Source organism: Micromonospora sp. NPDC049529, from assembly GCF_055586685.1.
Genome location: NZ_JBVJHT010000005.1, coordinates 132430 through 156431, shown reverse-complemented (window position 1 = coordinate 156431; position 24002 = coordinate 132430). Strand labels below are relative to the sequence as shown.

Annotated in this window: 18 protein-coding genes; 3 read left to right on the top strand and 15 right to left on the bottom strand. The window is 71.1% G+C overall.

From position 1 onward, the window contains the following. Nucleotides 1-13: 13 nt before the first annotated feature. Nucleotides 14-334 (top strand): hypothetical protein, encoded by a 321-nt coding sequence (locus ACZ6QQ_RS10305; protein ID WP_465875648.1) that lies wholly within the window; start codon nucleotides 14-16, stop codon nucleotides 332-334. Nucleotides 335-336: 2 nt separating this feature from the next. On the opposite strand, the gene ACZ6QQ_RS10300 is transcribed toward ACZ6QQ_RS10305, so the two are convergent. From ACZ6QQ_RS10300 to ACZ6QQ_RS10260, 9 genes are all read right to left on the bottom strand, one after another. Continuing rightward, the gene (locus tag ACZ6QQ_RS10300; protein WP_465875647.1) at nucleotides 337-930 is read right to left on the bottom strand and encodes an endonuclease domain-containing protein; all 594 of its coding nucleotides are present in this window, start codon (nucleotides 928-930) and stop codon (nucleotides 337-339) included. A gap of 52 nt (nucleotides 931-982) precedes the next feature. Then, nucleotides 983-1291, bottom strand: coding sequence for a type IV toxin-antitoxin system AbiEi family antitoxin domain-containing protein (locus ACZ6QQ_RS10295; protein WP_465875646.1), 309 nt, complete (start codon nucleotides 1289-1291; stop codon nucleotides 983-985). A gap of 193 nt (nucleotides 1292-1484) precedes the next feature. Further along, nucleotides 1485-2924, bottom strand: a complete 1440-nt coding sequence (locus tag ACZ6QQ_RS10290; RefSeq protein ID WP_465875645.1) for a M28 family peptidase — start codon at nucleotides 2922-2924, stop codon at nucleotides 1485-1487. A 149-nt stretch (nucleotides 2925-3073) separates the two neighbouring features. Then, nucleotides 3074-4285 (bottom strand): acyltransferase family protein, encoded by a 1212-nt coding sequence (locus tag ACZ6QQ_RS10285; RefSeq protein WP_465875644.1) that lies wholly within the window; start codon nucleotides 4283-4285, stop codon nucleotides 3074-3076. 182 nt (nucleotides 4286-4467) lie between these two features. Further along, complete coding sequence (locus ACZ6QQ_RS10280) at nucleotides 4468-4650, bottom strand: hypothetical protein (RefSeq protein ID WP_465875642.1); 183 nt, start codon at nucleotides 4648-4650, stop codon at nucleotides 4468-4470. Next, nucleotides 4647-5702: an NrfD/PsrC family molybdoenzyme membrane anchor subunit gene (gene nrfD / locus ACZ6QQ_RS10275; protein ID WP_465875641.1), complete on the bottom strand. Its 1056-nt coding sequence runs from the start codon at nucleotides 5700-5702 to the stop codon at nucleotides 4647-4649. The genes ACZ6QQ_RS10280 and nrfD overlap by 4 nt, the downstream gene beginning before the upstream one ends. A 31-nt stretch (nucleotides 5703-5733) precedes the next feature. Then, on the bottom strand, nucleotides 5734-6723 hold the full coding sequence (locus tag ACZ6QQ_RS10270; RefSeq protein ID WP_465875640.1) for a 4Fe-4S dicluster domain-containing protein: 990 nt from the start codon (nucleotides 6721-6723) through the stop codon (nucleotides 5734-5736). A gap of 3 nt (nucleotides 6724-6726) precedes the next feature. Continuing rightward, nucleotides 6727-9981: a formate dehydrogenase gene (gene fdh / locus ACZ6QQ_RS10265; protein ID WP_465875638.1), complete on the bottom strand. Its 3255-nt coding sequence runs from the start codon at nucleotides 9979-9981 to the stop codon at nucleotides 6727-6729. 70 nt (nucleotides 9982-10051) lie between these two features. After that, on the bottom strand, nucleotides 10052-10357 hold the full coding sequence (locus ACZ6QQ_RS10260; protein WP_465875637.1) for a hypothetical protein: 306 nt from the start codon (nucleotides 10355-10357) through the stop codon (nucleotides 10052-10054). Nucleotides 10358-10542: 185 nt separating this feature from the next. Here ACZ6QQ_RS10260 and ACZ6QQ_RS10255 point away from each other — a divergent pair, with 185 nt between their 5' ends. Beyond that, nucleotides 10543-13326 (top strand): alpha-amylase family glycosyl hydrolase, encoded by a 2784-nt coding sequence (locus ACZ6QQ_RS10255; protein WP_465875635.1) that lies wholly within the window; start codon nucleotides 10543-10545, stop codon nucleotides 13324-13326. Between the two features lie 51 nt (nucleotides 13327-13377). Here ACZ6QQ_RS10255 and ACZ6QQ_RS10250 read toward each other — a convergent pair whose 3' ends face one another. The 5 genes from ACZ6QQ_RS10250 to ACZ6QQ_RS10230 all read right to left on the bottom strand — a co-directional run bounded on the left by ACZ6QQ_RS10250 (nucleotide 13378) and on the right by ACZ6QQ_RS10230 (nucleotide 17270). After that, nucleotides 13378-14502: a serine hydrolase domain-containing protein gene (locus ACZ6QQ_RS10250; protein ID WP_465875634.1), complete on the bottom strand. Its 1125-nt coding sequence runs from the start codon at nucleotides 14500-14502 to the stop codon at nucleotides 13378-13380. A 64-nt stretch (nucleotides 14503-14566) separates the two neighbouring features. Beyond that, nucleotides 14567-14926, bottom strand: a complete 360-nt coding sequence (locus tag ACZ6QQ_RS10245; protein ID WP_465875633.1) for a MerR family transcriptional regulator — start codon at nucleotides 14924-14926, stop codon at nucleotides 14567-14569. A gap of 213 nt (nucleotides 14927-15139) precedes the next feature. Then, nucleotides 15140-15853, bottom strand: a complete 714-nt coding sequence (locus tag ACZ6QQ_RS10240; protein WP_465875632.1) for a hypothetical protein — start codon at nucleotides 15851-15853, stop codon at nucleotides 15140-15142. Nucleotides 15854-15883: 30 nt separating this feature from the next. Then, nucleotides 15884-16597, bottom strand: coding sequence for a hypothetical protein (locus ACZ6QQ_RS10235; RefSeq protein WP_465875631.1), 714 nt, complete (start codon nucleotides 16595-16597; stop codon nucleotides 15884-15886). 34 nt (nucleotides 16598-16631) lie between these two features. Continuing rightward, the gene (locus ACZ6QQ_RS10230) at nucleotides 16632-17270 is read right to left on the bottom strand and encodes an NAD(P)-dependent oxidoreductase (protein ID WP_465875630.1); all 639 of its coding nucleotides are present in this window, start codon (nucleotides 17268-17270) and stop codon (nucleotides 16632-16634) included. A 75-nt stretch (nucleotides 17271-17345) separates the two neighbouring features. Between ACZ6QQ_RS10230 and ACZ6QQ_RS10225 the strand changes: the two genes are divergently transcribed. Further along, on the top strand, nucleotides 17346-17873 hold the full coding sequence (locus ACZ6QQ_RS10225; RefSeq protein ID WP_465875629.1) for a MarR family winged helix-turn-helix transcriptional regulator: 528 nt from the start codon (nucleotides 17346-17348) through the stop codon (nucleotides 17871-17873). A gap of 123 nt (nucleotides 17874-17996) precedes the next feature. Here the strand turns inward: ACZ6QQ_RS10225 and ACZ6QQ_RS10220 are convergent, their stop codons facing one another. Beyond that, nucleotides 17997-23984 (bottom strand): ThuA domain-containing protein, encoded by a 5988-nt coding sequence (locus ACZ6QQ_RS10220; protein ID WP_465875628.1) that lies wholly within the window; start codon nucleotides 23982-23984, stop codon nucleotides 17997-17999. Between the last annotated feature and the right edge of the window lie 18 nt (nucleotides 23985-24002).

Below are 24002 nucleotides of genomic sequence, written 5' to 3'. Positions count from 1 at the left end.
CCACACTGGCCGAATGTCGGAGCGGGTGATGTTCGTGCAGTTGAAGACCGGACACGGCACCGATCGCGGCCCGGCGTGGATCAGCCGGGTGCGCTTCTCCAAGAGCTGGCAGACGGCGTACTGGCACGGGAAGACCCTGCGCCGTGGGCAGGGCATGACCGACGCCAATTTCTACGACGTCGAGACGGACGAGGAGTACTGGTTGTCGGGGCCGCATCGCGACCGGGCCGACGTCCGCTACAGCAACATCCGCCCACAGGTCGACGAAGACGTCCGTGAGCCGTACGAGGCGTTCCTCCGCGGAGCACCTCTCCCCGGCCGGCAGCACGGCTGACCTCAGTGGCGCCGAGAGCGCCGGGCCAGGATGGCGAGGATCTCGCGCCGTACGTCGGCCGTCTCGTGCACCAGGCGGCGGTGAGTGAACCGGACGACGAGGATGCCGAGCGTGGCGAGCAGGGCGTCCCGCCGCAGATCGATCTCCCGCTGACGGGGGTCGCCGTGCGAGGCCGCTCCGTCGAGTTCGAAGGCGACCCGTTGCCGTTCGGCGTACACGTCCAGGTACATCGTGCGGTCGGCCACCCGGATGCGTACCTGCCGTCGGAAGGGTGGCATGCCCGGACCGGTGAAGACCTGGTCGTACCCCCAGATCTCCAACGCGCTGCGGCACCCGTCGGCGAGCCGATCGAGCAACACCCGCAGCTCCGCCCGACCCGACAACCTGGGCAGGTCCCGCAGAGCCAGGCCGACCCGTTCAGGTGTGGTCAGTCTGCGGTTGACCGCCTGGATCAGCGACTCGGGCCGCTCGACCGGCGGCAGGGTCGGCCACGCCTCGACCAGCGCCCGCTCGATCCGAACCACCGGCAGATCCTGGCGGACCACCACCTGCGGCGGCCCGACCTCGAAACCGATCCGGCGGTGAACCACCAGCATGGCCCTGCTCCGCGTCGCGTCCCGCCGCGGAACGCTCAGATGCAGCGGCTCGTCAACGGGCTGCTGGCGCCACACACACGTCGAGCGCGGTGGCGTGACTCAACGCGCCGCGCCCGTCGGCGTACATCAGCGCCGCCCGGCGACGCCGTACCGGATCGAGGCAGCCGAGCAGGTTGGCGTCGGCGCCCGCCGAACCGTCGGCGACGAGTCGCGCGTCCGCGTAGACCTCGGGTAGCACCCGGCGCAGCCGGCCCGACCGGACCGCCCAGCCCAGTGCCCGCCTCGACACCACCTGGCGGGCCAGGCCCCACGTCACCAGCCCGCCACCACGCTCGACCAAGAGCCGAAGAGCCTCGTCCACGTCCTGGAGGCTGGCCTCCGGTCGACCTCGTGGCAACCACCACCCAGCCAACTGTGGACAACGGCGCCACCTGTGGAAACCCACCAACTCGCACCGCAAACTGCTATGGGCTTCACGATCAGTTGGCACTCAGGCACGCTTTGATCGGCGTGTCACGTGCCTGAGCAACCAATGATCATGGGAAAAGCGGCGGCTACGGGTTGCGGGCGGTGGCGTACGTGGCGCAGCCGATCAGTTCCATGGAGACCTGGAGACGTGCGGCGCTGACGTTCTTGGCGATCGTGTCCTCGGGGCTGTGGTACGGCGGTTCGAGCAGTGCCGGGGACTCCTCACCCCGCCAGGAGAAGTTGGCGCTGGCGATGCCGACCTCCTGGAACGACTGGTGGTCACTGGAGCCGCGCAGGGTGACCGGGGAGATGCGCGGCTCGTAGCCGAGCCGGGTGGCGGCGGCGGCCACCTCGGTGGTGGCCCGGTTCGCCAGCCCGTCGAAGGAGAGCAGCCAGTAGCGGGTTGCCGGATCCCAGCTCGTCGCCACCATGTCGTTCTGGTAGACCGCGACGATCCGGTCCCGTTCGGCCTGGGGCAGCTGAGCCACGTAGTACCGGGAGCCGATCAGGCCCTGCTCCTCCGAACCCCAGAGCCCGAACCGGAGGGTCGCGTCGGTCGGCAACGACCGCAGCACCCGAGCCAGTTCGAGGCAGAGTACGGTCCCCGAGCCGTCGTCGTTGGCACCCGGTGCGCCGATCACCGTGTCGTAGTGGGCGCTCACCATCACCACCGGTCCGGTGCCGTCGTGCCGTCGCGGTGCCCGCTCGGCGAGCACGTTGTGCGAGGTGAGTCCCCGGTGTGCGGCGGTGGCGACGGTCAGGGTGAACGGGCGGCCGGCGAGACGCTCCCGGAGCCGGTGTTTCTGCGCCTGGGCGACCCCGACCACCGGGATCGGCACCGGGTTGGCGGCCGATCCGGGCAGGGTCGGTGCGAAGGCCGAGGCCCGGCGCGGCTCCACCAGGTCGGCCGGGAGGAAGACCACGGCCGCCGCACCCCGCGCCACGGCGGTCGCGACGAGCGCCTCGCGCTGTGCGGCGACGTAGTCGACGAGTACCACCTTGCCGGTGACGTCCTCGGGATAGTTGGCCGGGGCGCCGGCCGCCACGTCGACCACCCGGCCGCTGACCCGCGTGTTCAGGGCGGCGTGCGGTGACGCGCCGACCTGCCAGTTCAGGTCGTCGGGCAGCCCCGGGCGGGAGCTGAGCTGGGCCAGGAACTTGTCCGCGACCGGGAACGGCTGGAGCGTGGTCCGGTACCCGAGGTCGTCCAGCACGTCGGCCAGATAGTCGGCGGCGGCGCGTTCCGAGGGGGTGCCGCCGATGCGGGGGCCGATCCGTTCGGAGAGGACGCGCAGGTGGTCGATTCCCCGGCGGGCCGAGACCCGCCCCGCGACCAGGCGGTCGGCCGGGTCGAGGGTGGGTGGGCGGTGTGCACCCGGCCGCTGGTCGGTCACGGCCCAGGCGGGCGAGGCGATCGCGAGGCTGGCGGCACCGCCGAGGCCGATGGCCAGGGCGCGGCGCCGGGACAGGGCCGAGCCGGACGACGAGCGTTCCGGCGACGGGGAGGAGTCGGCGCTGGTGTCCATGGGAGACCTCCGGTGCTGCCGGGATGGGGCCCGGCGACGTAGGTACGGACGGCAGGCGCGATCACATCGAGCACGGTGATCACTTCGATGAATGTAGCCTCCGGCAACGCACTCATTCAAGATCGTGACGCTGCGGATCTGCGCCGCGGCTACCCCCGCATACCAAACAGGAACCGGGTCACCCTGGTACGCCGGACCAGCAGCTCGTACGCGAGCACGGTGAGCACGAGCGAGGCGGCGACGATGACGGCGTACTCGACCGCGATCGGTGCCCGCCAGCGGACCACACCGTACGCGACCGCGACGACGATCGGCTGGTGCAGGACGTACAGCGGCAGTACGGCGGCGGCGAGGTAGCCGTACGCCCGCCGGCCCCGGCTCCGCGTCCCGTCCACTGTGGTGGTCGGTGCGGGGCGGCGGCGGTCGAGCAGCCCGAGGATGGCGACGACCCAGCACCAGCCGGTGGCCCCGTAGAGGGCGCGGGCGGTGATCGCGAGCGGGGTGTGGTCGGTGAACGGGTCGCCGCTCTCCCCCGCGACGAGGAAGCCGGGCAGCCCGACGGCGAACAGCAGCAGGCCGACCACGGCCGCCGGTACGGCGTCGCGCCGCATCGCCACCCGGAACCGCTCGTCGGCGGCGAGCACGAACCCGAACAGGAAGAACAGCAGGTACGCCCAGCGGTGCCAGGCGGCGAAGCCCTCCTCCAGCCCGAGTGCCGCGCTGACCAGGCCGACCGTGACGGCGGGCAGCAGCACCACGCCCCGGTGCCGCACCGCCCCGGCCGCCCGGTCGCGGATCCGGTGCGCCCGGTCGGCGGGCAGCCATCGGGCCACCGGCGCGAGCAGCAGCGAGAACGCCAGCAGCAGCACCACGAACCAGAGGTGGCCGGTCTCGAAGTGTTCCCCCCGGAGTACGAAGGGGAAGTCGCGCGGAGCGAAACGTACGTCGAAGAACCGGGGCAGGAACCGCAGGTAGGACTCGTGGTAGTCGGGATCGGCGCGCAGGCGCAACCACTGTGGCAGCGGGACGAGGGTGGCGGTGGCGAAGAGCAGCGGCACCCCGAGCCGGCGTACCCGTTCGAGGGCGAAGCCGGCCGGGCCCCGGCGGCGCAGCGAGTGCCACGAGCCGAGGCCGGCGACGAGGAAGAGCATCGGCATCGCCCAGACCACGCCGAGACTGGCGAAGATCATGGTGACGTCGGTGGTCTCGGCGTTCTTGACGTAGAAGTCGTCCCGGCTGTCGAAGACCAGCGCGGCGTGGAAGAAGACCAGTCCGACCACGACCAGGGCGCGGATCGCGTCGAGTTCCGGCCGGCGCCGCGGGCGGGTAGCCGTCGACGGATCGATCCGTGCCGCCGTCATCGCGCCTCCGCCACCGCCCCGCCGGCCATCGACGTCCGCTTCCCGGGCCGGGCCGGCACGCCGTGACGTGAACAGTGTCCGATCCGGGCGGCCGGATGCGCCATGGGTGCGGCGGACCATTGCCGGATCGTGCAGGCTCCCGACCCGACGATCAGCGGTGGAGACCGGCTCGGGCGGCCCGCTCAGGCGGCGCGGTTGAGGCGGGCGGCGACCATCGCAGCGACGCCGCCGACGGGACGGAGTGCGCCCGCGACGCGTCCGGACGTACCCGGTCCGGCCGGGTCCCGGCGGGCGGCGAGGTAGGCCGCGACGCAGGTGGTGACCACGATCCCGGCCAGCGGAAGGTGCTTGGCCAGCGTACTCATGTCGGCTCCTTCGTTTTCCGGGCGCGTGCCGCCAGCCGCTCCCGCTGCGGTCCGACCGTGTATTTCGGATCCTTCGCCGAGGCGAGACCGGCGTGGAAGATGCCGAACCGGGTGCAGAGGGAGCCGGCGAGCAGGGCCGCGCCCGCCGCGATGCCGACCCTGCGGTTGCGACCGGCCAGCACCAGGGTCAACGCGGCCGTGGCGCTGAGCACCTTGCCGGCCCGGATCAGCGCCCCGCCGGTGTCCTGTTGCAGCGGTTCGGCCAGCGGTCCGAGCCGCTGCTCCAGCCGCCGGGTCATGGTCAGTTCGGTAACGGCGCCGAGCAGCGCCGCGCGCCGGGCCGGGGCCGACTCGGCACCGGGCCCGACGAGCAGGCCGAGTCCGCCGGCCGACGCGGCGGCCGAGCCGACGAAGAGCAGCGGCATCTCCCGGTGACCCTCGTGCCAGGCCGGCACCGCCGTGTTCGAGATCAAAGCCCCGGTGTACGCGGCGACAGCCGGCCCGAGCAGCGCCGCGCCGACGGTGGCCACCCGACCGGGTACGGGCAACCGCCCGCTGACCGCGCTCGCGGCTGCCGCCATCGCCATCGGCGCGTAGCCGGCGAGCAGCCACGAGCCGATGCTCATCGGCGAGGTCACCTTGACCACCCGGAGCATGTTGACGAACCGTTCCGGGCGGCCGAGGTCGTGCACCAGCGTGTAGAGCGATCCGGCGATCGCGGCTGCCGCACCGGCCTTGAGCCCCCGGGCGAGCGCCGGCCGGCCGGTGAGTTCGGCCGCTGCGGCCAGCGTGGAGGACGCACCGGCCAGCCCGCCGAGGAAGAGGTAACCGGCGATGTCGGGCGCCTGCCAGGTCGGGGCGTTGAGCACCGGCCGCCCGTAGTACGAGCGGAAGTCGGCCTTCGGCACCATCAGCCGCTCGCCGCGCTGGCGCCGGCCGGACCGCCCCGCCGAGCCGACCACCGCGTCCCGCTCGGCCGGCAGGTCCGGTGCCCGGTCGAGGCGTACGTCGGTCATCGTCGCGGCGCCCGCCGGCACGTCCGTACGGTTCATCTCGGCGCTCCCGTCGACCCGTCGGTTGCGTTCATCGTCGTGCTCCGGTCGGCGTGTTCGCGCCGGAGACGGTCACCGCGACCAGGCCGACGAGCAGGCCCGCCGCGGCCAGGCCGACCCGCCGCCACATGGCGGGCAGGTCCCGCGTGGTCACCACCGGATCCGGTGGCAGGCCGTACACCTCGGGTTCGTCGAGCAGCAGGAAGAACGCGCCCGCGCCACCGACCCCGTCGTCCGGGTCGGCGCCGTAGAGCCGGGCGCTGCTCACCCCGTCGTCGTGCAGGGCCTGGACCCGTCGGGCGGCCCGTTCCCGCAGTTCGTCGAGTTCGCCGAACTGGATCGAGTCGGTCGGGCAGCTCTTCGCGCACGCCGGCTCCTGGCCGACGGAGAGCCGGTCGTAACACATGGTGCACTTCGCCACCCGGCCGTCCGTCGGCCGTTTGTCGATCACCCCGTACGGGCACGCCGGCACGCAGTAGCCGCAGCCGTTGCAGATGTCCTCCTGCACCACGACCGTGCCGAACTCGGTCCGGAACAGCGAGCCCGTCGGGCAGACGTCCAGGCAGGCGGCGTGGGTGCAGTGCTTGCACACGTCCGAGGACATCAGCCAGCGGAAGTCCATCTGGGCCACGCTGCCGACCGCCCCGTCCGGCGGGGCCGACGCCGGCAGGCCCAGCGAGACCGGGGTACGCCCGGCCGCCGCCCGCTTCAGCTCCCCCGGCAGCTCGGTCGGGGCCAGGTAGGTCTCCTGCCGGCCCAGTTGGCGGGGCTGCTCGACGAACGCCACGTGGCGCCAGGTGTCGGCGCCGAGCCCGATGCTGTTGTCGTACGACATGCCGGTGAAGGTGAGGCCGTCCTCGGCGATGGTGTTCCACTCCTTGCACGCCACCTCGCACGCCTTGCAGCCGATGCAGACGCTGGTGTCGGTGAAGAAGCCGACCCGTTCCGGGTGGGCGCCGTACCCTCCGGCGGTCGCCGGGTCGGCGCCGTCGGTGGCCGCCTCGCGCAGGTCGAAGCTCATTGCCTACGCCTCCATTCCGGTGCTGCCGGTCACGCCGGCCCGGCGGTGATAGTCCCGGACCAGGGCGGGGCGGGCCGGTCCCCGTGGGCGCCGGCCCGGTCGGATGTCCGCGCTGAACGCCTTGACCTCCTGGATGTGCGAGTTCGGGTCGAGCGAGATCGCGGAGAGTTCGTTCGCCGCGTCGCCCCGGCTGTACCCGTTGGGTCCCCAGTGGAACGGCAGCCCGATCTGGTGGATCACCCGACCGTCGACGCGCAGCGGCGCCATCCGCGCGGTCACCAGCACCCGGGCCTCGATGGCGTTGCGGGCGGTGACGATGGTGGCCCAGCCGGCGTGTTCCAGCCCGCGTTCGGTCGCCAGTTCCGGCGACACCTCGCAGAAGAACTCCGGCTGCAACTCCGCCAGGTACGGCACGTTGCGGCTCATCGCCCCGGCGGTGAAGTGTTCGGTCAACCGGTAGGTCGTCACCACGTACGGGAAGACGTGCGCGCCGGGCTCGGAGCCGCTCGGGTGGTACCGGTTCTCCGGGTGCGGTCGCAGCAGTCGGGCCGGGTTGCGTTGCTGGCGGTAGAGCGGATTCTGCACCGGGGAGTCCTGCGGCTCGTAGTGCGTCGGCAGCGGGCCGTCGAGGACACCACTGGGCACGTACAGCCAGCCGAGACCGTCGGCCTGCATGATGAACGCGTCGGTGCCGCGCAGGGCGGCCACCCCGCTGGCCCCGTCCGGTGGCTGGTAGTCCGGGCGCTTGGTCGGTTCGAAGTCCGGTACGTCGTACCCGGTCCACCGGCCGGTGTCCTCGTCCCACCAGACCATCCGTTTGCGTTCGCTCCACGGCTGGCCGTCGGGTCGGGCCGAGGCCCGGTTGTAGAGCATGCGCCGGTTCGCCGGCCAGGCCCAGGCCCACTCGGCGCCGACCCAGTTCTGTTCCTCGCCGGGCTTGCGCCGGGCGGCCTGGTTGATCCCGTCGGCGTAGACGCCGCAGTAGATCCAGCAGCCGCAGGTGGTGGAGCCGTCGTCGCGCAGCGCGGTGTACGCCGACAGCGGTTTCCCGTCAGCGTCCCAGCCGTTGATCTCGGCGAGCACCGCCTCGGCCATCGGCTCGCCGGTCTCGCCCTCGGTCGGGTAGTCCCAGGTCAGGTCGAGGATCGGCCGGTCCATGGCGTCGGTCGAGTTGGCCAGCCGGCGGCGGATGAGCCGGCCCAGGTGGTACATGAACCAGAGTTCGCTGCGCTGGTCGCCGGCTGGTTCGACGGCCTGGTGGTGCCATTGCAGCATCCGGTTGGTGTTGGTGAAGCTGCCGGACTTCTCGGTGTGGGTGGCGGCCGGCAGGAAGAAGACCTCGGTCGGGATCCGCTCGGTGGTCAGCTCGCCCGACTCGATCTCGGGTCCGTCCTTCCACCAGGTGGCGCTCTCGATCAGGCTGAAGTCCCGGACCACCAGCCAGTCCAGTTTCGCCATGCCGAGTCGCTGCATCCTGGCGTTCGCCGAACCGACCGCCGGGTTCTCCCCGAGCAGGAAGTAGCCCTTGCAGTTGCCCGCGAGCTGTTCGAGCGTGGTGTCGTAGGCGGAGTGGCTGCCGGTGATCCGGGGCAGGTAGTCGAAGCAGAAGTCGTTCTCCGGCTGCGCCTTGGCGCCCCAGTAGGCCTTGAGCAGGCTGACGGTGTAGGACCGCATGTTCGCCCAGAAGCCCTTGCGGGCGGCGTCGCCGTCGATGAAGTCGTCGAGGTTCTCGTGCCGGTGCGCGTGCGGCATCGGAAGGTAGCCGGGCAGCAGGTTGAACAGGGTGGGGATGTCGGTCGAGCCCTGGATGCTGGCGTGGCCGCGCAACGCCTGGATGCCACCGCCGGGCCGGCCGATGTTGCCCAGCAGCAGTTGCAGGATGCTCGCGGTCCGGATGAACTGCGACCCGTCGGTGTGCTGGGTCCAGCCGACCGCGTAGACGAACGCGCTGGTCCGCTCGGGCCCGGACGCGTCGACCAGGTGCCCGCAGATCCGGGCGAACACGTCCTGGGGGATCCCGCAGACCCGCTCGACCATCTCCGGGGTGTAACGGGAGAAGTGCCGCTTGAGGATCTGGTAGACGCAGCGCGGGTGCCGCAGGGTCGGATCCTGGTGGGGGTCGCCGTCCAGCGCGGCTCCGCCGGAACCGTGTTTCTCGCCCGATCCGGCACCGTGCTTCGCGTGCCGGGTCGCCAGCCGCCGCTCGTACGCCTCGTCGCGGTCACCGGAGGCGGTCGCCTCCTGGGTGCCCTCGTACTGCCAGGTCTCGGCCGAGTACTGGTGCACGTCGGGGTCGAAGCCGGAGAAGAGGCCGTCGAGGTCCTCGGTGTCGCGGAACTGGTCGTTGATGATCGTCGACGCGTTCGTGTACGCCAGCACGTACTCGCGGAAGTCCTTCTCCTCGGTCAGGACATGGTTGATGATCCCGCCGAGGAACGCGACGTCGGTCCCGGCGCGCAGCGGTACGTGCAGGTCGGCCAGGGCACTGGTACGGGTGAACCGGGGGTCGACGTGGATCACCGTGGCGCCGCGCGCCTTCGCCTCCATCACCCACTGGAACCCGACCGGGTGTGCCTCGGCGAAGTTCGAGCCCTCGATGACGATGCAGTCGGCGTGCTGGAGGTCCTGCATGAAGGTGGTCGCCCCACCCCGGCCGAAGGAGGTGCCGAGCCCGATCACGGTGGAGCTGTGGCAGACCCGGGCCTGGTTCTCGACCTGCACCACACCGAGCGCGGTGAACAACTTCTTGATCAGGTAGTTCTCCTCGTTGTCCAGCGTCGCGCCGCCCAGGCTGGCGATGCCCATGGTCCGGGCCACCCGCATCCCGTCGATCTCCCACTGCCAGGTCTCCCGCCGGGTACGCAGCACCCGCTCGGCGATCATGTCCATCGCCGTGTCCAGGTCGAGTTCCTGCCAGTCCCGCCCGTACGGCGGCCGGTAGAGGACCTTGTCCAGCCGGCCGGATCCGGTGGTGAGTTGCAGCGTCGCGGCGCCCTTGGGGCAGAGCCGACCACGGCTGACCGGCGAGTCCGGATCGCCCTCGATCTGCACCACCCGCTCGTCGCGCACGTACACGTTCTGCCCGCAACCCACGGCGCAGTACGGGCAGATCGACTTGACCACCCGGTCGGCGTCGGCGGTCCGGGCCGGCAACGACGCGCTCTGCCGGGACTTGACGGCGGCCGCCCGGCCGAACCCGTCCGGCCCGGTCAGCTGGCGCCAGACCGGCCATGATCCGATGGAGATGGGCTGTCGCACCGGCCCTCCTTCGCCTGCTCGGTGGCGGCTCCGGCCCGCAGGCGGTGCCGCCCGGACTACGCGTACGCGGTCAGCCGAACCCGCCGGCCGGTCGTCGGGTGGCCGACCGCTCCTGCCGGGCGCGGGCCCGTACCCACTCGTGCACCCGATCGGAGTGGCTCGGGTTGACCTCCCGTGGGTTCACCAGCCGTTGCGAGTGCGACGGCAGCATGCCCGGTCGTTCCCGCTGCCGCCCGGTGACGGTGTCTCCCCCGTCGGCCGGGATCCCGGTCGCGACGAGGTACGCCTGACCGGCCGGGATGTCGAGCAGCCGGCCGATTTCGGGGTAGCCGTGGCCGAGGTCGACCAGACGCAGTACCTGTTGCTTGCTGGGCATGCGAACCTCCACTTGCCGACAAGTTTCGCATTTCGCCCCACCCGTGGTCCGGAAACGCGGAAAGCCACCACCGAGGGGGCCACGGGGCATCGTCTGGCGTCCATCGATGACGTACGGCAACCTGTACTGGGCGTTCACCACCACCGCGATCACCACCCGCGACCGCCGCCCAGGAGGAGTCGAACATGGCGATCCGTTCCCGTACCGCCGCGCTGCTGTCCGTGCTGCTGTCCGTGCTGCTGGCGATGGTGTTACCGGCCGTCCCCGCCAGCGCGGACGGAAGGGGCTCCGGACCCGACCCGCAGGCCCTGCACTCGCTGCGCGCGCCGGTCACCGACGAGACGTTCTACTTCGTGATGGCCGACCGGTTCGCCAACGGTGACCCGGCCAACGACCGGGGCGGCCTCGGCGACGACCCGCTGGTGTCGGGCTTCGACCCGACCCGGACCGGCTTCTACAACGGCGGCGACCTCAAGGGGCTGCGCGACCGGATCGACTACATCCGGGGCCTGGGCACCAGCGCGATCTGGCTGACGCCCAGCTTCAAGAACAAGGCGGTGCAGTTGGAGGACGGCCCGTCCGCCGGCTACCACGGCTACTGGATCACCGACTTCACCCAGATCGACCCGCACCTGGGCAGCAACGCGGACCTGCGGGCACTGGTCGACGCCGCGCACAGCCGGGGCATGAAGGTCTACTTCGACATCATCACCAACCACACCGCCGACGTGATCGGCTACCAGCAGGGCGCCCGGATGGCGTACACCGGCAAGGACGCGGTGCCGTACCGCACCGCGACCGGGGTGCCGTTCGACGACCGGGACAGCGCCGGCCAGGCGAGTTTTCCCGCGTTGAGCGCGACCACGTCGTTCCCGTACACGCCGGTGCTGGATCCGGCGGAGCGGGACCTGAAGGTGCCGGCCTGGCTCAACGACGTCACGCTCTACCACAACCGGGGCGACACCACGTTCACCGGTGAGGACTCGTACTACGGCGACTTCTTCGGGCTGGACGACCTGTTCACCGAGAATCCCCGGGTGGTCGACGGGATGATCGACATCTACCAGCGGTGGATCCGCGACTTCGGCATCGACGGCTTCCGGATCGACACGATGAAGCACGTCAACGACGAGTTCTGGCAGAAGTTCGGCCCGGAGGTGCTGCGCTACGCCCACCGCCAGGGCAAGTCCGAGTTCTTCATGTTCGGCGAGGTGTTCGACACCACCCGCGCCTTCACCTCGCAGTTCACCACCCGCGACCGGATGCAGGCGGTGCTCGACTTCCCGTTCCAGGAGGCGGCCCGCAACTTCGCCTCGCGCGGCCAACCGACCAGCCAGCTCGCCACGTTTTTCACCGACGACGACTGGTACACCGACCGGGATTCCAACGTCTACCAGCTGCCGACCTTCCTCGGTAACCACGACATGGGCCGGATCGGCGGCTTCGTCGCCGCCGACAACCCCGGCGCCGACGACACCGAGTTGCTGGCCCGCGACCGGCTGGCGCACGAGCTGATGTACCTGTCGCGGGGCAACCCGGTGATCTACTACGGCGACGAGCAGGGCTTCACCGGTCCCGGCGGGGACCAGGCCGCCCGGCAGACGATGTTCGCCAGCCGGGTGCCGGCGTACCTCGACGACGACCTGATCGGCACCGACGCCACCCACGGGCAGGACAACTTCGTCCCCGGTCACCCGCTGTACCGGTCGATCAGCCGGCTCGCCGCGCTCACCCGTACCCACCCGGCCCTGCGCGACGGCGCCCACCAGCACCGCTACGCCACCGACGGTCCGGGCGTCTACGCCTTCTCCCGGCTCGACCGGACCGACCAGCGCGAATACGTGGTGGCGACGAACAACAGCGAACAGCCGCAGACCGCCGCCATCCCGACCTACCTCGCCGGGCACACCTTCACCCCGGTGTACGGCGACGGCCCGCAGCGGGTACGCACCGGCACGGACCGGAAGCTGACCCTGACCGTGCCGCCGCTGAGCACCGTGGTCTACCGGTCGACCGGGCAACTCCCCCGGTCCACGGCGGCACCGGCGATCTCGCTCGCCGCACCGGTCCCCACCGCCGAGACGCCGGGCCGGATCCGGGTCGCCGCCGACGTGGCCGGATCCTCGTTCAACGAGGTCACCTTCCAGGCCCGGATCGGCAACCACGGCCGGTGGGAGTCGATCGGCACCGACGACACCGCCCCGTACCGGGTGTTCCACGACGTCTCCGGGCTGGCTCCGGGGACACCCGTGCAGTACCGGGCGGTGGTGCTCGACAACAACCGGCACACCGCGCAGACCGGCGTACGCTCCGCCACCGTTCCCGCGCCGGCACTGACGATCGCCGCCCCGGCCGAGGGCAGCGGCGTACGGGGACGGGTGGAGGTGCGTACCACCGCCGACCCGGACCGGGCGACGCACGTGGTGGCGGTCGAACGCCGGGTCTCCGGCGGTGCGTGGCAGCGGATCGGCACCGACGCGTCGGCACCGGTCTACACCGTCTTCGACGACCTGACCCCGCTGAACCTGGCCGCCGACACGGTGGTCGAGTACCGGGCGATCCTCAGCGAGCCGAACGGGACGCGGGTCACCAGTCCCACCCGGCGGGTACGCGCGGCCGGCCCGCCGATCACCACCGCCACCCTGCACTACCTGCGTCCGGCCGGCGACTACGGCCAGTGGGGCCTGCACCTGTGGGGCGACGCGGTCGACCCGGCGACCCTGGCCACGATCGGCTGGGACCGCCCGCTGCCACCGACCCGGACCGAGAACGGCTGGGCCGAGTACGACATCCCGCTGGTCGACGACACCCGACCGGTCAACTTCATCATGCACCTGCCGAACGGGGACAGCGTGCCGTCGACTCGTGAACCCGGTGGCGACCGCTCGTTCCTGCCGATCGACCGCCCCGAGGTCTGGATCGTCCAGGGCGACCCGGCCGTCCACTCCAGCCCGCCCGCCGGGCGCTGAGCTTCGTTCCGCCGGGGCTGACCACGTCGTCGGCCCCGGCGGTACGCGTCCTCAGGCCCCGACGGCCCGGTAGGCGGCGGTGACGTACTCCTGCGCCCGGTCGGATCCGAGGATGCCGCCGCCCATCCTGTTCATCACGTAGCTGATGGTCATGCGCCGGTCCAGGTCCACGATCGCCATCGAGCCGCCCCAGCCACCCCAGTAGCCGATCCGGCCGGCCGGGACCCACGGCAGCGTCCGCGGGTCGCTCAACGCGAAACCGAGCCCCCACCGCAGGTACAGGCCATTGACCAGATCGGTGCCGGCAGTCTGCTCGGCGAGCACCAGCTGGGCGGTGCGCTCGGTGAGCAGGCGTACGCCGCCGACCACCCCGCCGAGGGCCAGCACGGACAGGATGCGGGCAACGGAGCGGGCGTTGCCGTGGCCGTTGGCGGCACCGATTTCGGCGGCCCGCCAGCCCGCCGTGTTGGCGTCACCGGGCGCGACGGCCGGCCCGGTGAAGGTGCGGTACGCCGGGCTGTCCCGGTCGAGCGTCTCCAGGTCGAACGGCGCGGGTGGCGGCGGGACGATGTCCGCGACCCGGTGCAGATCCCGGTCGGCGACACCGAACTGGAAGTCGGCGCCGAGTGGGCCGGTGATCTCCTCCGCCACGAACTGACGCAGCGTACGGCCGGTCACCCGGTGGATCAGCGCACCGATCAGGTGTCCCTGGCTGAACAGGTGGTAGCCCGAGGCGGTGCCCGGCTCCCACCAGGGCGCCTGGGAGGCCATTCGGGCGGCGACGGCCGGCGCGTCGTACAGGTCCTCGACCCTGCTCGGCGCGTCCAGACCCGAGACGCCCGAGGCGTGCGCCAGCAGATGTCGTACCCGGACCCCGTCCTTGCCGTTCGCACCGAACTCGGGCCAGTAGACCGCCACTGGTGCGTCGAGGTCCAACTGGCCACGGTCGACCAGGATGAGGACCGCCACGGCGACGACCTGCTTGGTGATCGACCACACGTTGGTGATGGTGTCGGCTTCCCAGAGCCGGGTGCGGGCCTCGTCCCGGTATCCGCCCCACACGTCAACGACCGTCTCGCCGTCGACGTCGATCGTGATGGACCCGCCGAGTTCAGCGCCGGAGCGCAGGTTCCGGTCCAGCGAGGCGCGGACCTCGGCGAACTGCTCCGTGTTCATGGTGGTGTTCTCCTTCTTCCGATTGCGGGAGGAGAAGCGTCCACCCCTCACACCAGTGAGAAGGTCAAGTGGCGGCGATCACGTCGATGAACCCGAGGATCGCGGTACGTCGGGCCGTCAGGTCGTCGATCCGGGTCCCCAGCGAGGCTGCCTCGCGGCGCAGGGCGGCCAGGAACTCCGCGTCGACGCCGTCTAGCGCGGTCGGATCCGGCCCGCGCAGGCAGGGCAGCAGGTCCCGGATCATCCGGGTGGGCAGTCCGGCGGCGAGCAGGGCGCGGATCTGGGTGATGCGTTCCACCCCCACGTCGCAGTAGACCCGGTAGCCGTTCACGTCCCGGCCGGGCGTGATCAGGTCCTGCTCCTCGTAGTAGCGGAGCAGTCGCTGCGGGACACCTGTCCGAGCGGTCATCTCGCCGATCTTCATCTTCCGATGATGCCTCGCCGCGCTTCGACCGGGAACTCGTCCTGGACCGCCGTCGCGGATTCCGAGGTGCCGGTCCCGGCGTCGGGCCACTCGACGGGCATCCACGACGAACGAAGAAGGTGACGCCTTCCCCCGCCGGGTGACCCGTGGATCGCGCAACCCTGAGTCCTTGATCTCGGATCGTCGTCGCGCGATCCGTACGAGATGGCGTTGCTACGTGCCGGCCGGTGCGAGGGAGGGGTCGGCGTCGCCGCGTCGACCGGGGAGCTCGGGCAGGCTTCGGATCAGGATGATGCCGTAGGCCGTGATCCAGACCAGCCAGAGCAGCCAGCCGACGAGACCGAGCAGGGTCAGTGGGTTGGTGCCGCCGGTGCCGTACGGACTTGTCGTCGCGGCGAGGAACAGCAGGGTGGCGGCGAGGAAACCCGTGCCGGCGTGCCATCGGGCGATCGTCTGCGTTCGGATGCCGGACATCGACAGTCCGACGAGTGCGGTCGCCAGGAACACCTGGTTGAAGCCGAACAGCGCGTTGTGCAGCCCCCAGAGTCCGGCGACGCCGCTGGCGTCGTGGTGGGCGGCGGACGTCAGGGCGAGCCGGGTTGCCTCGACGCTGGCGAACACCACCGACTGCATGAGGACTCCGGCGAGCCCGACCAGAGACCACGGGTCGGTCCGGGCCCGCTCGTGGTGCCAGAGGTGAACGCACACCCCGACGGCGAAGATCGTGGCGAGCAACCAGGCCGTCGGCAGGAGCGCCGACGCCAGGCGCAGGGACCCGGATCCGGCGGCGAAGACCGTGGTGATCTCCTCGACCGAGGCGACCTCGGACGGGGTGGGGAAACCCGCCGTGGTCAGGATCAGGTTGGCCACTATCAGGATGACGACGAAGCCGATCCCGGCGGTGCCGGCGAGGCGGCCGAAGCGCATGGTGGTCCCTTCCGATTCGGCGCCCCACCGTCAGGCGGTCGCCTCGTTTTCCGCCCCGTCCCTGTTCCGTGACGCGTGTACGAGCCGATGGAAAGCGGGCAGGGCGCGCATTCCGTGAGCGGCGAGCGTGCCTCGCACGAAGCGGTGGAAGCTCGGCCGTACGAGCTGTCCGGCCAGAAAACGGATCGGCCCGGCGGGCAGTCTCGCGTAGTTGACGAGTGCGAATGGTGACGGTCGGGTCGGTCGCAGGGCGGTGGAGTTGTCGACTCCGGTCTTCACCGTGTACCAGCCGGTGAGGGAACGCCAGGCGGCCTCGGCGTCGGTGTCGGCTCCGGCGGTGAAGTGGTTGAACAGGAAGGTGCCGTCGGCTCGGGCCTCGGTGTCGCCGATCCGGGCCACGTTGACGCCCGCGAGGATCTGCTCACCGTCGAGGGCTGAGACCTCGGCACAGGTGCGCACGGTGTCGAGTTGGTCCACTCCCACGGTGCGGACGAGCATGACGAGGTCGTATCGGGGTGCACCCGGCAGCGGCGGGATGAACACCGCCCGGAACACGTTGACAGCGGCGACGTCCGGGCGGCGTGCGAGCTCGGCAACCGCCTGCACGAGCCGCGCCGCCTCGCGGCGCCGACGCGGCGTACGGGTGTGGAGGGGCAGCCGTTGCGCGGGCTCGGCCTGGAAGCCCAGATAGATGAATCCGTACGGCTCCCGGTCGGTGAACGGGGGTGGCGGGTGGGGTGTCATGAACCCTCCGGAATCAGCGAAGAGCAGCGAATGGTCAGTACGCGATGCCGATCGGTCGACGGACCGTCGCGGGGTCGTCGACGGCGGCGAGCATCGCGTGGGCCACGTCGGCCCGCGAGATCGTGTAGCCACGGGGAACGTTGCCGCCGATGACGGTGCGATACCGACCGCTCAGCGGCTTGTTCACGAGTTTGGGCGGCCGCATGGCGGTCCACTCCGCAGCGCTGTCCGCCATGGTGTGCTCCATGGCGCGCAGGTCCGCGTAGAGGTCCCTGAGGATGGCACCGATGGCGGGCAGGACGAGGCGGCGGTTGAGAAAACTGTCCCCGTCGGGAACGGCGCCGACCGGGGCCGCGCTGACCGTGACGAGACGGCGTACGCCTTCGGCGTGCATGGCACGCAGGATCGTGCGCGTGGCGGGGGCGGCGACGGGACCGTCGTTGCGTCCGCGTGGGCCCACTCCGGACAGTACGGCGTCGCTGCCGTACAGGAGCGGACGCAACACGTCGGCGTCGTCCAACTCCGGTACGACCTTCACCTCCAGACTCGAATGACGGACGTCGAGGCGGGCCGGGTCGCGGACCACCGCGCTGACGGCATACCCGTGGTCCAGAGCCTGGCGCACGACGTGACCACCGATACCGCCGGTCGCGCCGAAGACGGTCACCCGCACTGTCGCCTCCCCATAGATATGGCACCCAAGTGATTGTTACCGTAGCGGACAATCACATGGACGTACAATATCCGGGTGTCCGACGACTCTGCTCCAGGCGCGGGCCGGCCGCTGGCCGGCCGGGCCAACTTCCTGCTGTCCCAGCTCGGATTCCAGATCGCGCAGACGTTCGCCACGCGGCTGTTGCCGCTGGGCATCGCGCCGAATCACTTCGGGCTGCTCATGCATCTCGATCGCGGCGAAGGACGCTCCCAGCAACAGCTCGCCGACGCACTGGGCATCCACCGCAAGGTGATGGTCGGCCTGCTCGACGACCTCGAACAGCGCGGCCTGGCGGAACGCCGGCAGCATCCCGGCGACCGCCGAGCCCACGCCATCTACCTGACCGCCGCCGCGCGGGAGCTGCTCCCCCGGGCACGCGGCATCGCCGACCAGCACGAGGAGGAGGTCCTCGCCGGGCTCGACGCGGACGAGCGTGCCCAGCTCATCGCCGTACTGCAACGGCTCGCCGACCATGCCGGGAACCTGCCGGGCGTCCATCCCGGTCTGCTTCACCCGGCCGCCCGGTCCCGCCCCCCCGCCGCACCGGCCGGCGGTGCGTAGCGCACGCCCGATCCGGCGGAACCGTTCACCCGCTCACGGGCCGACCGTGCCAGCACCAGGGCTGTGGCGGCCCACCACCCGTGGAGGGGCAGTGGACCGCCACAGCGGTGGGATGGTGGTACGTCAGGAGGCGTACACCTCGAACTCGGAGAGCTGGCCGGCGGGCCAACCCGTGTTGCCGGTGAAGGTCAGCCGCAGGTAACGCTGTGACGTGCCCTGGAAGGTGATCGTCACGGTGTTACCGGTGGCCGGGTTGAAGGTGTAGCCGGCCGAGCCGACCACCGTCGAGTACGTCGACCCGTTGGTCGAGCCGAGCACCGACAGGGTCTGGGTACGGGTTCCCCAGGCCGTCGCCGGTGGCAGCTTGAGCACCACCCGGGACACCGTCACCGCCGAACCGAGGTCGACCGTCAGCGACTGCGGGAACGCGTTGTTCGCGCTCTCCCAGTAACTCGACGCGTTGCCGTCGACCGTGTTGCCGGCCACGTAGTTCTGGCTGGTACTGGTCGCGGTGACCGGCCGACCCGCCGCCAGGTTGGCGTTGGTGGCGGTTCCGGTGCCGGAGAGCGCCACCGTGAGCGGGCTGCCCGGCGCGTTCGAGGCCACCGACAGGGTGCCCGTACGGGCCCCGGTCGCGGTGGGGGTGAACGTCACGTTGACCGTGCAGGACGCCCCGGCCGCCAGGGACGTTCCGCAGGTGTTCGACTGGGCGAAGTCCCCGGTGGCGGTGACACCGGTGAGGCTCGCCGCCGCCGTACCGGTGTTGGACACCGTCACCGCGCTGGCCGGACTGGGCGATCCGACCGTACGGCTGCCGAACGACAGGGTGCCGGGCGAGACCGACAGCGCCGGTCCCGGCGTGCCGCCGCCGGCGTACACCTCGAACTCCGACAGCTGGGCCGCCGGCCAACCGGTGTTGCCGGTGAAGGTCAGCCGCAGGTAGCGGCGGGCCCCGGCCGGCAGGTTGAGGGTGACCGTGTTGGCGCTGGCCGGGCTGAAGGTGTAGCCGGCCGAACCGAGCACGGTCGAGTACGACGTGCCGTCCGTGGAGCCGAGTACGGACAACGTCTGGTTACGGGTCTCCCAGCCCGGCGGCAGCTTGAGCACCGCCCGGTCGACCGTCACCGCCGCACCGAGGTCGACCGTCAGCGACTGCGGGAACGCGTTGTTGGCGCTCTCCCAGTAACTCGACGCGTTGCCGTCGACCGTGCTGCCCGGACCGTACCCCTGGTTGGCGCTGGTGGCGGTGACCGGGCGGCCGGCGGCCAGGTTGCCGCTCGGGGTGACGCCGGTGCCGGACAGCGGCACGGTCAGCGCGGTCCCGGTCGACGGGGTGACCGTCAGCGAGCCGCTGCGGGCCCCGGCGGCGGTCGGCCGGAACGTGACGTTGACGGTGCAGGTGGCGCCCGGGGCCAGGGAGGAACCGCAGGTGTTGGTCTGGCTGAAGTCACCGCCGGTGACCACCCCGGTCAGCGTCACCGCGGCGGTGCCGGTGTTGCGTACCGTCACGGCCTGGGCGGCGCTGCTGGTGTTGACGTTCTGCGCTCCGAAGGTGAGGCTGGTCGGCTGCGCGACCAGTCCACCGCCGGTGCCGCCGCGCCGCCGCTCGAACTCGGCCGCCCAGTACGCGGTCCGGTCGAGGTACGCCGTCTCCGCCGACGCCCCGGTGCGCCCGTACGCGCCGGAGTAGGTCTGGTAGTTGAACCCGGACGGGGGCGTGCTCCGGGCCGGCTCGATGGTCGAGCCCTCGTGCCACTCGTTGAACGAGGTGATCGACACCCAGGTGGGCAGCCCACCGGTTGCCGTACCCAGGGCGTTGTTCCACACCTGGTCGTAGGTGGCGCCGTCGTTGCGGGCCAGGGTGGGGGTGGTGTTGCCGGGCACGGCCTTGTCGTCGATGTAGCCGGGGCCGATCGACGGGGCCCAGATCAGGTTGTTCGCCCTCGCGTAGGCGCTGGCGTTGGCCCAGCCCGGTGCGGTCGTCGCGGCGATCGCGTCGTAGGTGTACATGCCGGAGAAGCCGGCGATCTTGGAGGTGTCGGTGGTCTGGGCCAGGATGATGTTGTTCGCGTTGACCTGGCTCAGCGCCGACCAGTCCGGGACGTTCAGGCTCTCGAAGACGTAGAACGCCGGCCGGTTGCCCTGGTCCGCCGCCCGGTAGAAGGCCGGGTGGCTGCCGTAGCGGGTGTTGATGTAGTTGATGTCGGCGACGGTCGAGGCACCGGTACGACCGCTGTACGGCTCCAGGTGCCAGGCGATCTTGATGCCCTGCTGGGCCGCCGCGTTCATCACGGTGGTGACCAGGTTGTCCTCGTACGAGCCCTGCCCCCACCAGGAGTAGACGAGCACGTTCGCACCGGACTGCTTCACCCAGGTCATGTGCTGCGCGAGCACCGCCGGGTCACCCGAGTCGTACGCGCCCAGGGTCGGGTAGAAGTCCGCCCCGACGTCGTTCGGCGGGGTGCGCCCGCCCTGCTGCCAGTGCCGCCAGCCGCCGTTGGGACCGGTCGGGCTGCCGTACCACGGGTAGTAGAACAGGTGCACGTTCGACGAGCCGGTCGGTGCCGGGCCGCCGGTCACGGTGATCACGACGTTGGCGGTGCTCCGGGCACCCCGGGCGTCGGTCACGGTCAGCGTGGCGGTGAAGGTGCCGGCGCTGGCGTACGTGTGGGTGGTGTTGGCGGTGTTCGCCGTACCGCCGTCGCCGAAGTTCCAGGCGTACGTCAGCGGGGTGTCGCCCTCGGCGTCGGTGGCGCTGCCGGTGAACGTCACCGCAAGCGGTGCCGCCCCCGAGGTCGGCGTCGCCGCCGCGGTCACCTGCGGCGGGGTGTTGCCACCCAGCCCCGGCCCGACGAAGTCCACCCAGTTGACGTTGAACAGGGCGGTTCCCGCCGGAGTTCCCGCCGCCGCCTTCGCGACGAAGAAGAGCGGCCCGGTGGTGGTACTCGCCGCCAACGGCACGGTCAGGTCGGTGAAGTTCTGCCACCCGCCGGTGTTCGGCACGGTGACCGTGCCGAGCAGGGTGCCGGTGACCGACCCGGTACGCACCTCGACCGTGCCGCCGGTGCTGCCGGAACTCGCCCGCAGTCGCAGCGACTGGATGCCGGTGAGGTTGGTCGGGGTGAACGACCAGAAGTCGCCGTTCTCGACGAAGGCGATGTTCTGGAAGCCGCCCTGCGGGTCGCTGGTGGTCTCCCGCTGCACACCCGCCGTACCGCCGCTGGGTGCGCCGGGAATCCGGCCGGTGGCGCTGAAGTACTCGGCCTGCTTGCGCTTGGGCTGCAACTGGACCAACGACCTGCCGGTCAGCGGGGCGGCACCGCCGGGCCCGCCGAGGTCGGTGTAGGTCGCCTCCAGTACGGCGAAGATGTTCGCGTCACCGCCGTGTCCACTGTCCAGCGAGGTCTGGATGGTGCCGGAGCAGCCGGTCTTCTGCTGCAACGGGTGGGCGTGCTCGTCGTGCCCGAGCAGGTACTGCAGGGTCACCCGGGAGCAGTCGATGGTGCCGCCGTCGGGGTCGGTGACGGTCACCGAGTAGTTCACCTGGGCGCCCCAGTCGAAGAACCCACCGTTCGGCGGCGCGGTCAACGTCACCACCGGAGCGCTGTTGCCGACCGTGATCGGCACGTTCGCCACCGCGCTGCGGCCACCGGGGTCGGTCACCGTCAACTGGGCGGTGAAGTTGCCGTTGGTGGTGTAGGTGTAGCTCGGGTTCGCCGAGGTCGAGGTGCCACCGTCGCCGAACCGCCACGCGTACGTGATCGGCTGCCCCTCCGGGTCACGCGACCCGGCACTGCTGAACTGGACGGTGAGCGGTGCCCGCCCGCTGACCGGTGTCGCGCTCGCGGCCGCGATCGGTGCGGGGTCGACGTTGCGGTAGTCGATCCGGTAGATGCCGGAGTCGTCGTTGTTGCCGCCGAACCCGCTCCCCCACTCGATCAGGTAGAGCGCGCCGTCCGGGCCGAAGTCGAAGTCCATCGGCCGGACCGTCGACATGCCGGGCAGCAGCTGGTTGATGTCCACCAGCGACCGGCCGTCGGCACCGACCTGCATGGCGTACATCTTGTTCTGGTTCCACTCGCCGAAGATCGCCTTGCCGTCGTAGTACGCCGGCCACTTGCGGGTCGAGGCGAGGCTCGGGTCGTACCGGTAGACCGGCCCGGCCATCGGGGCACCGCCGCCACCCAGTTCGGGGAAGAGCGGGTTGGCGTCGTAGTCGTAGTCGACCGTCGCCGCGACCACCGGCGGCAGGGTGGTCAGTCCGGTGTTGTTCGGCGAGTTGTTCACCGGCGCGGCACAGTTGAACGCCGGGCCGCTCGGACCGCTCGGGAACGTGTAGTCCCGGTAGGCGGCGTTACGCCCCACGCAGTACGGCCAGCCGTAGTTGCCGGCCTGGCCGACGATGTTCCACTCCACCGTGTTGCCGGGTCCCCGGTCGGCGTTGGCCTGCCCGGCGTCCGGGCCGTAGTCGGCCACGTAGAGCACGTTCGTCCGCGGGTCGACACCGATCCGGAACGGGTTGCGGAAGCCCATCGCGTAGATCTCGGGGCGGGTCAGCGCGGTACCCGGCGCGAAGAGGTTACCGGCCGGCACGGTGTAGGTGCCGTTGGGCTCCGGACGGATCCGGATCACCTTGCCGCGCAGGTCGTTGGTGTTGCCGGAGCTGCGCTGCGCGTCGAAGTCCTGCCGGCCGGACCGCTCGTCGATCGGCGTGTAGCCGCCGGACTCGAACGGGTTCGTGTTGTCGCCGGTGGCGAGGTACAGGTTGCCGGCGCTGTCGAAGGTCATCGTGCCGCCGGCGTGACAGCAGGTGTTGCGCTGCGTGTTGACCGTGAGCAGGATCCGCTCGCTGGCCAGGTCGAGGGTGTCCCCGGTCAGGGTGAACCGGGACAGCACGTTGCGCGCCGCCCCACCGTTGGGCGCGTAGTAGAGGTAGACCCAGCCGTTGGTGGCGAAGTTCGGGTCGAGGGTGAGACCGAGCAGCCCGTCCTCGTTACCGGTGAAGACGTTCAGCGTGGCGGCGGTGACCGTGGTCCGGGTGTCCGGCTTGATGATCCGCAGCCGGCCGTCACGTTCCAGGTAGAAGACCCGACCGTCCGGCGCGATGTCCAGCTCCATCGGGTTGCTCGTGTTGCTGTCGAGCGTCACCTTCTCGAAGCTGCCGGTCTGGGACGCGCCGCAGTCGGCGGCGACCACCCCGGCCGCCGTCTGGATGCCGCCGAGCAGGTGTGCCCGGAACTGCGTGTCCGCGTACGACTCGTTGGTGTGGCCGCCGCCGGTGTACCAGGACCGGCCACCGTCGTAGTTCTTGCACCACGCGGTCGGGTGGTCGGCACCCATCGCCCCCGTACCCGGGGTGTAGGTCGACTCGTCGAGGCTGGCCAGGACGTGCGCCGTACTGCGCGGGTTGGTGCGGAAGTTGTACCACTCGTCGAACCGGCTCCACCGGGACGGCAACGTCGCCGTGGACGGGTGGGCCGGGTCCTCCACCTTGACCGTCGCCTGCTGGTTGGCGGGGTGGCTGGTGAAGTACGCGCCGACCAGGTTGCCGTACCAGGACCAGTCGTACTCGGTGTCGGCCGCGGCGTGGATGCCGACGTAGCCGCCACCGGCCCGGATGAACCGCTCGAACGCCGCCTGCTGAGTCGGGTCGAGCACGTCGCCGGTGGTGGAGAGCCAGATGACGGCCCGGTAGCGGGCCAGGTTCGCGTCCGTGAACGCGGTCGCGTCCTCGGTCGCGTCGACGGTGAAGTCGTTCGCCGCGCCGAGTTGCTGGATCGCGGTGATCCCGGCGGGGATCGAGTCGTGGCGGAACCCGGCCGTCTTCGAGAACACCAGCACCGAGTACGCCGCAGCGGCGGCGACCCGCTCCTGCCCGGCTGCGGTGCTGTTCCCGGTCTTCCGCGCGGGTGCGGTGTCCTGCGCGGGTGCGGTGTTCTGGGCCGGCGTGGTGTTCTGGGCGGCTCGTGCCTGCGGCGACGCGGCGGCGGGTGGGGCGGCGGCGCCGAGCGCGGTGACCGTGGCGGTCGCGGCGGCGGCGAGACCGGTGAGCAGTCGTACGAGTCTTCGGTGCCGGGACGGGCGTGGTGAGCGGTGGTGGGACCGGAACATTCGGGGGGTCTCCTTTCC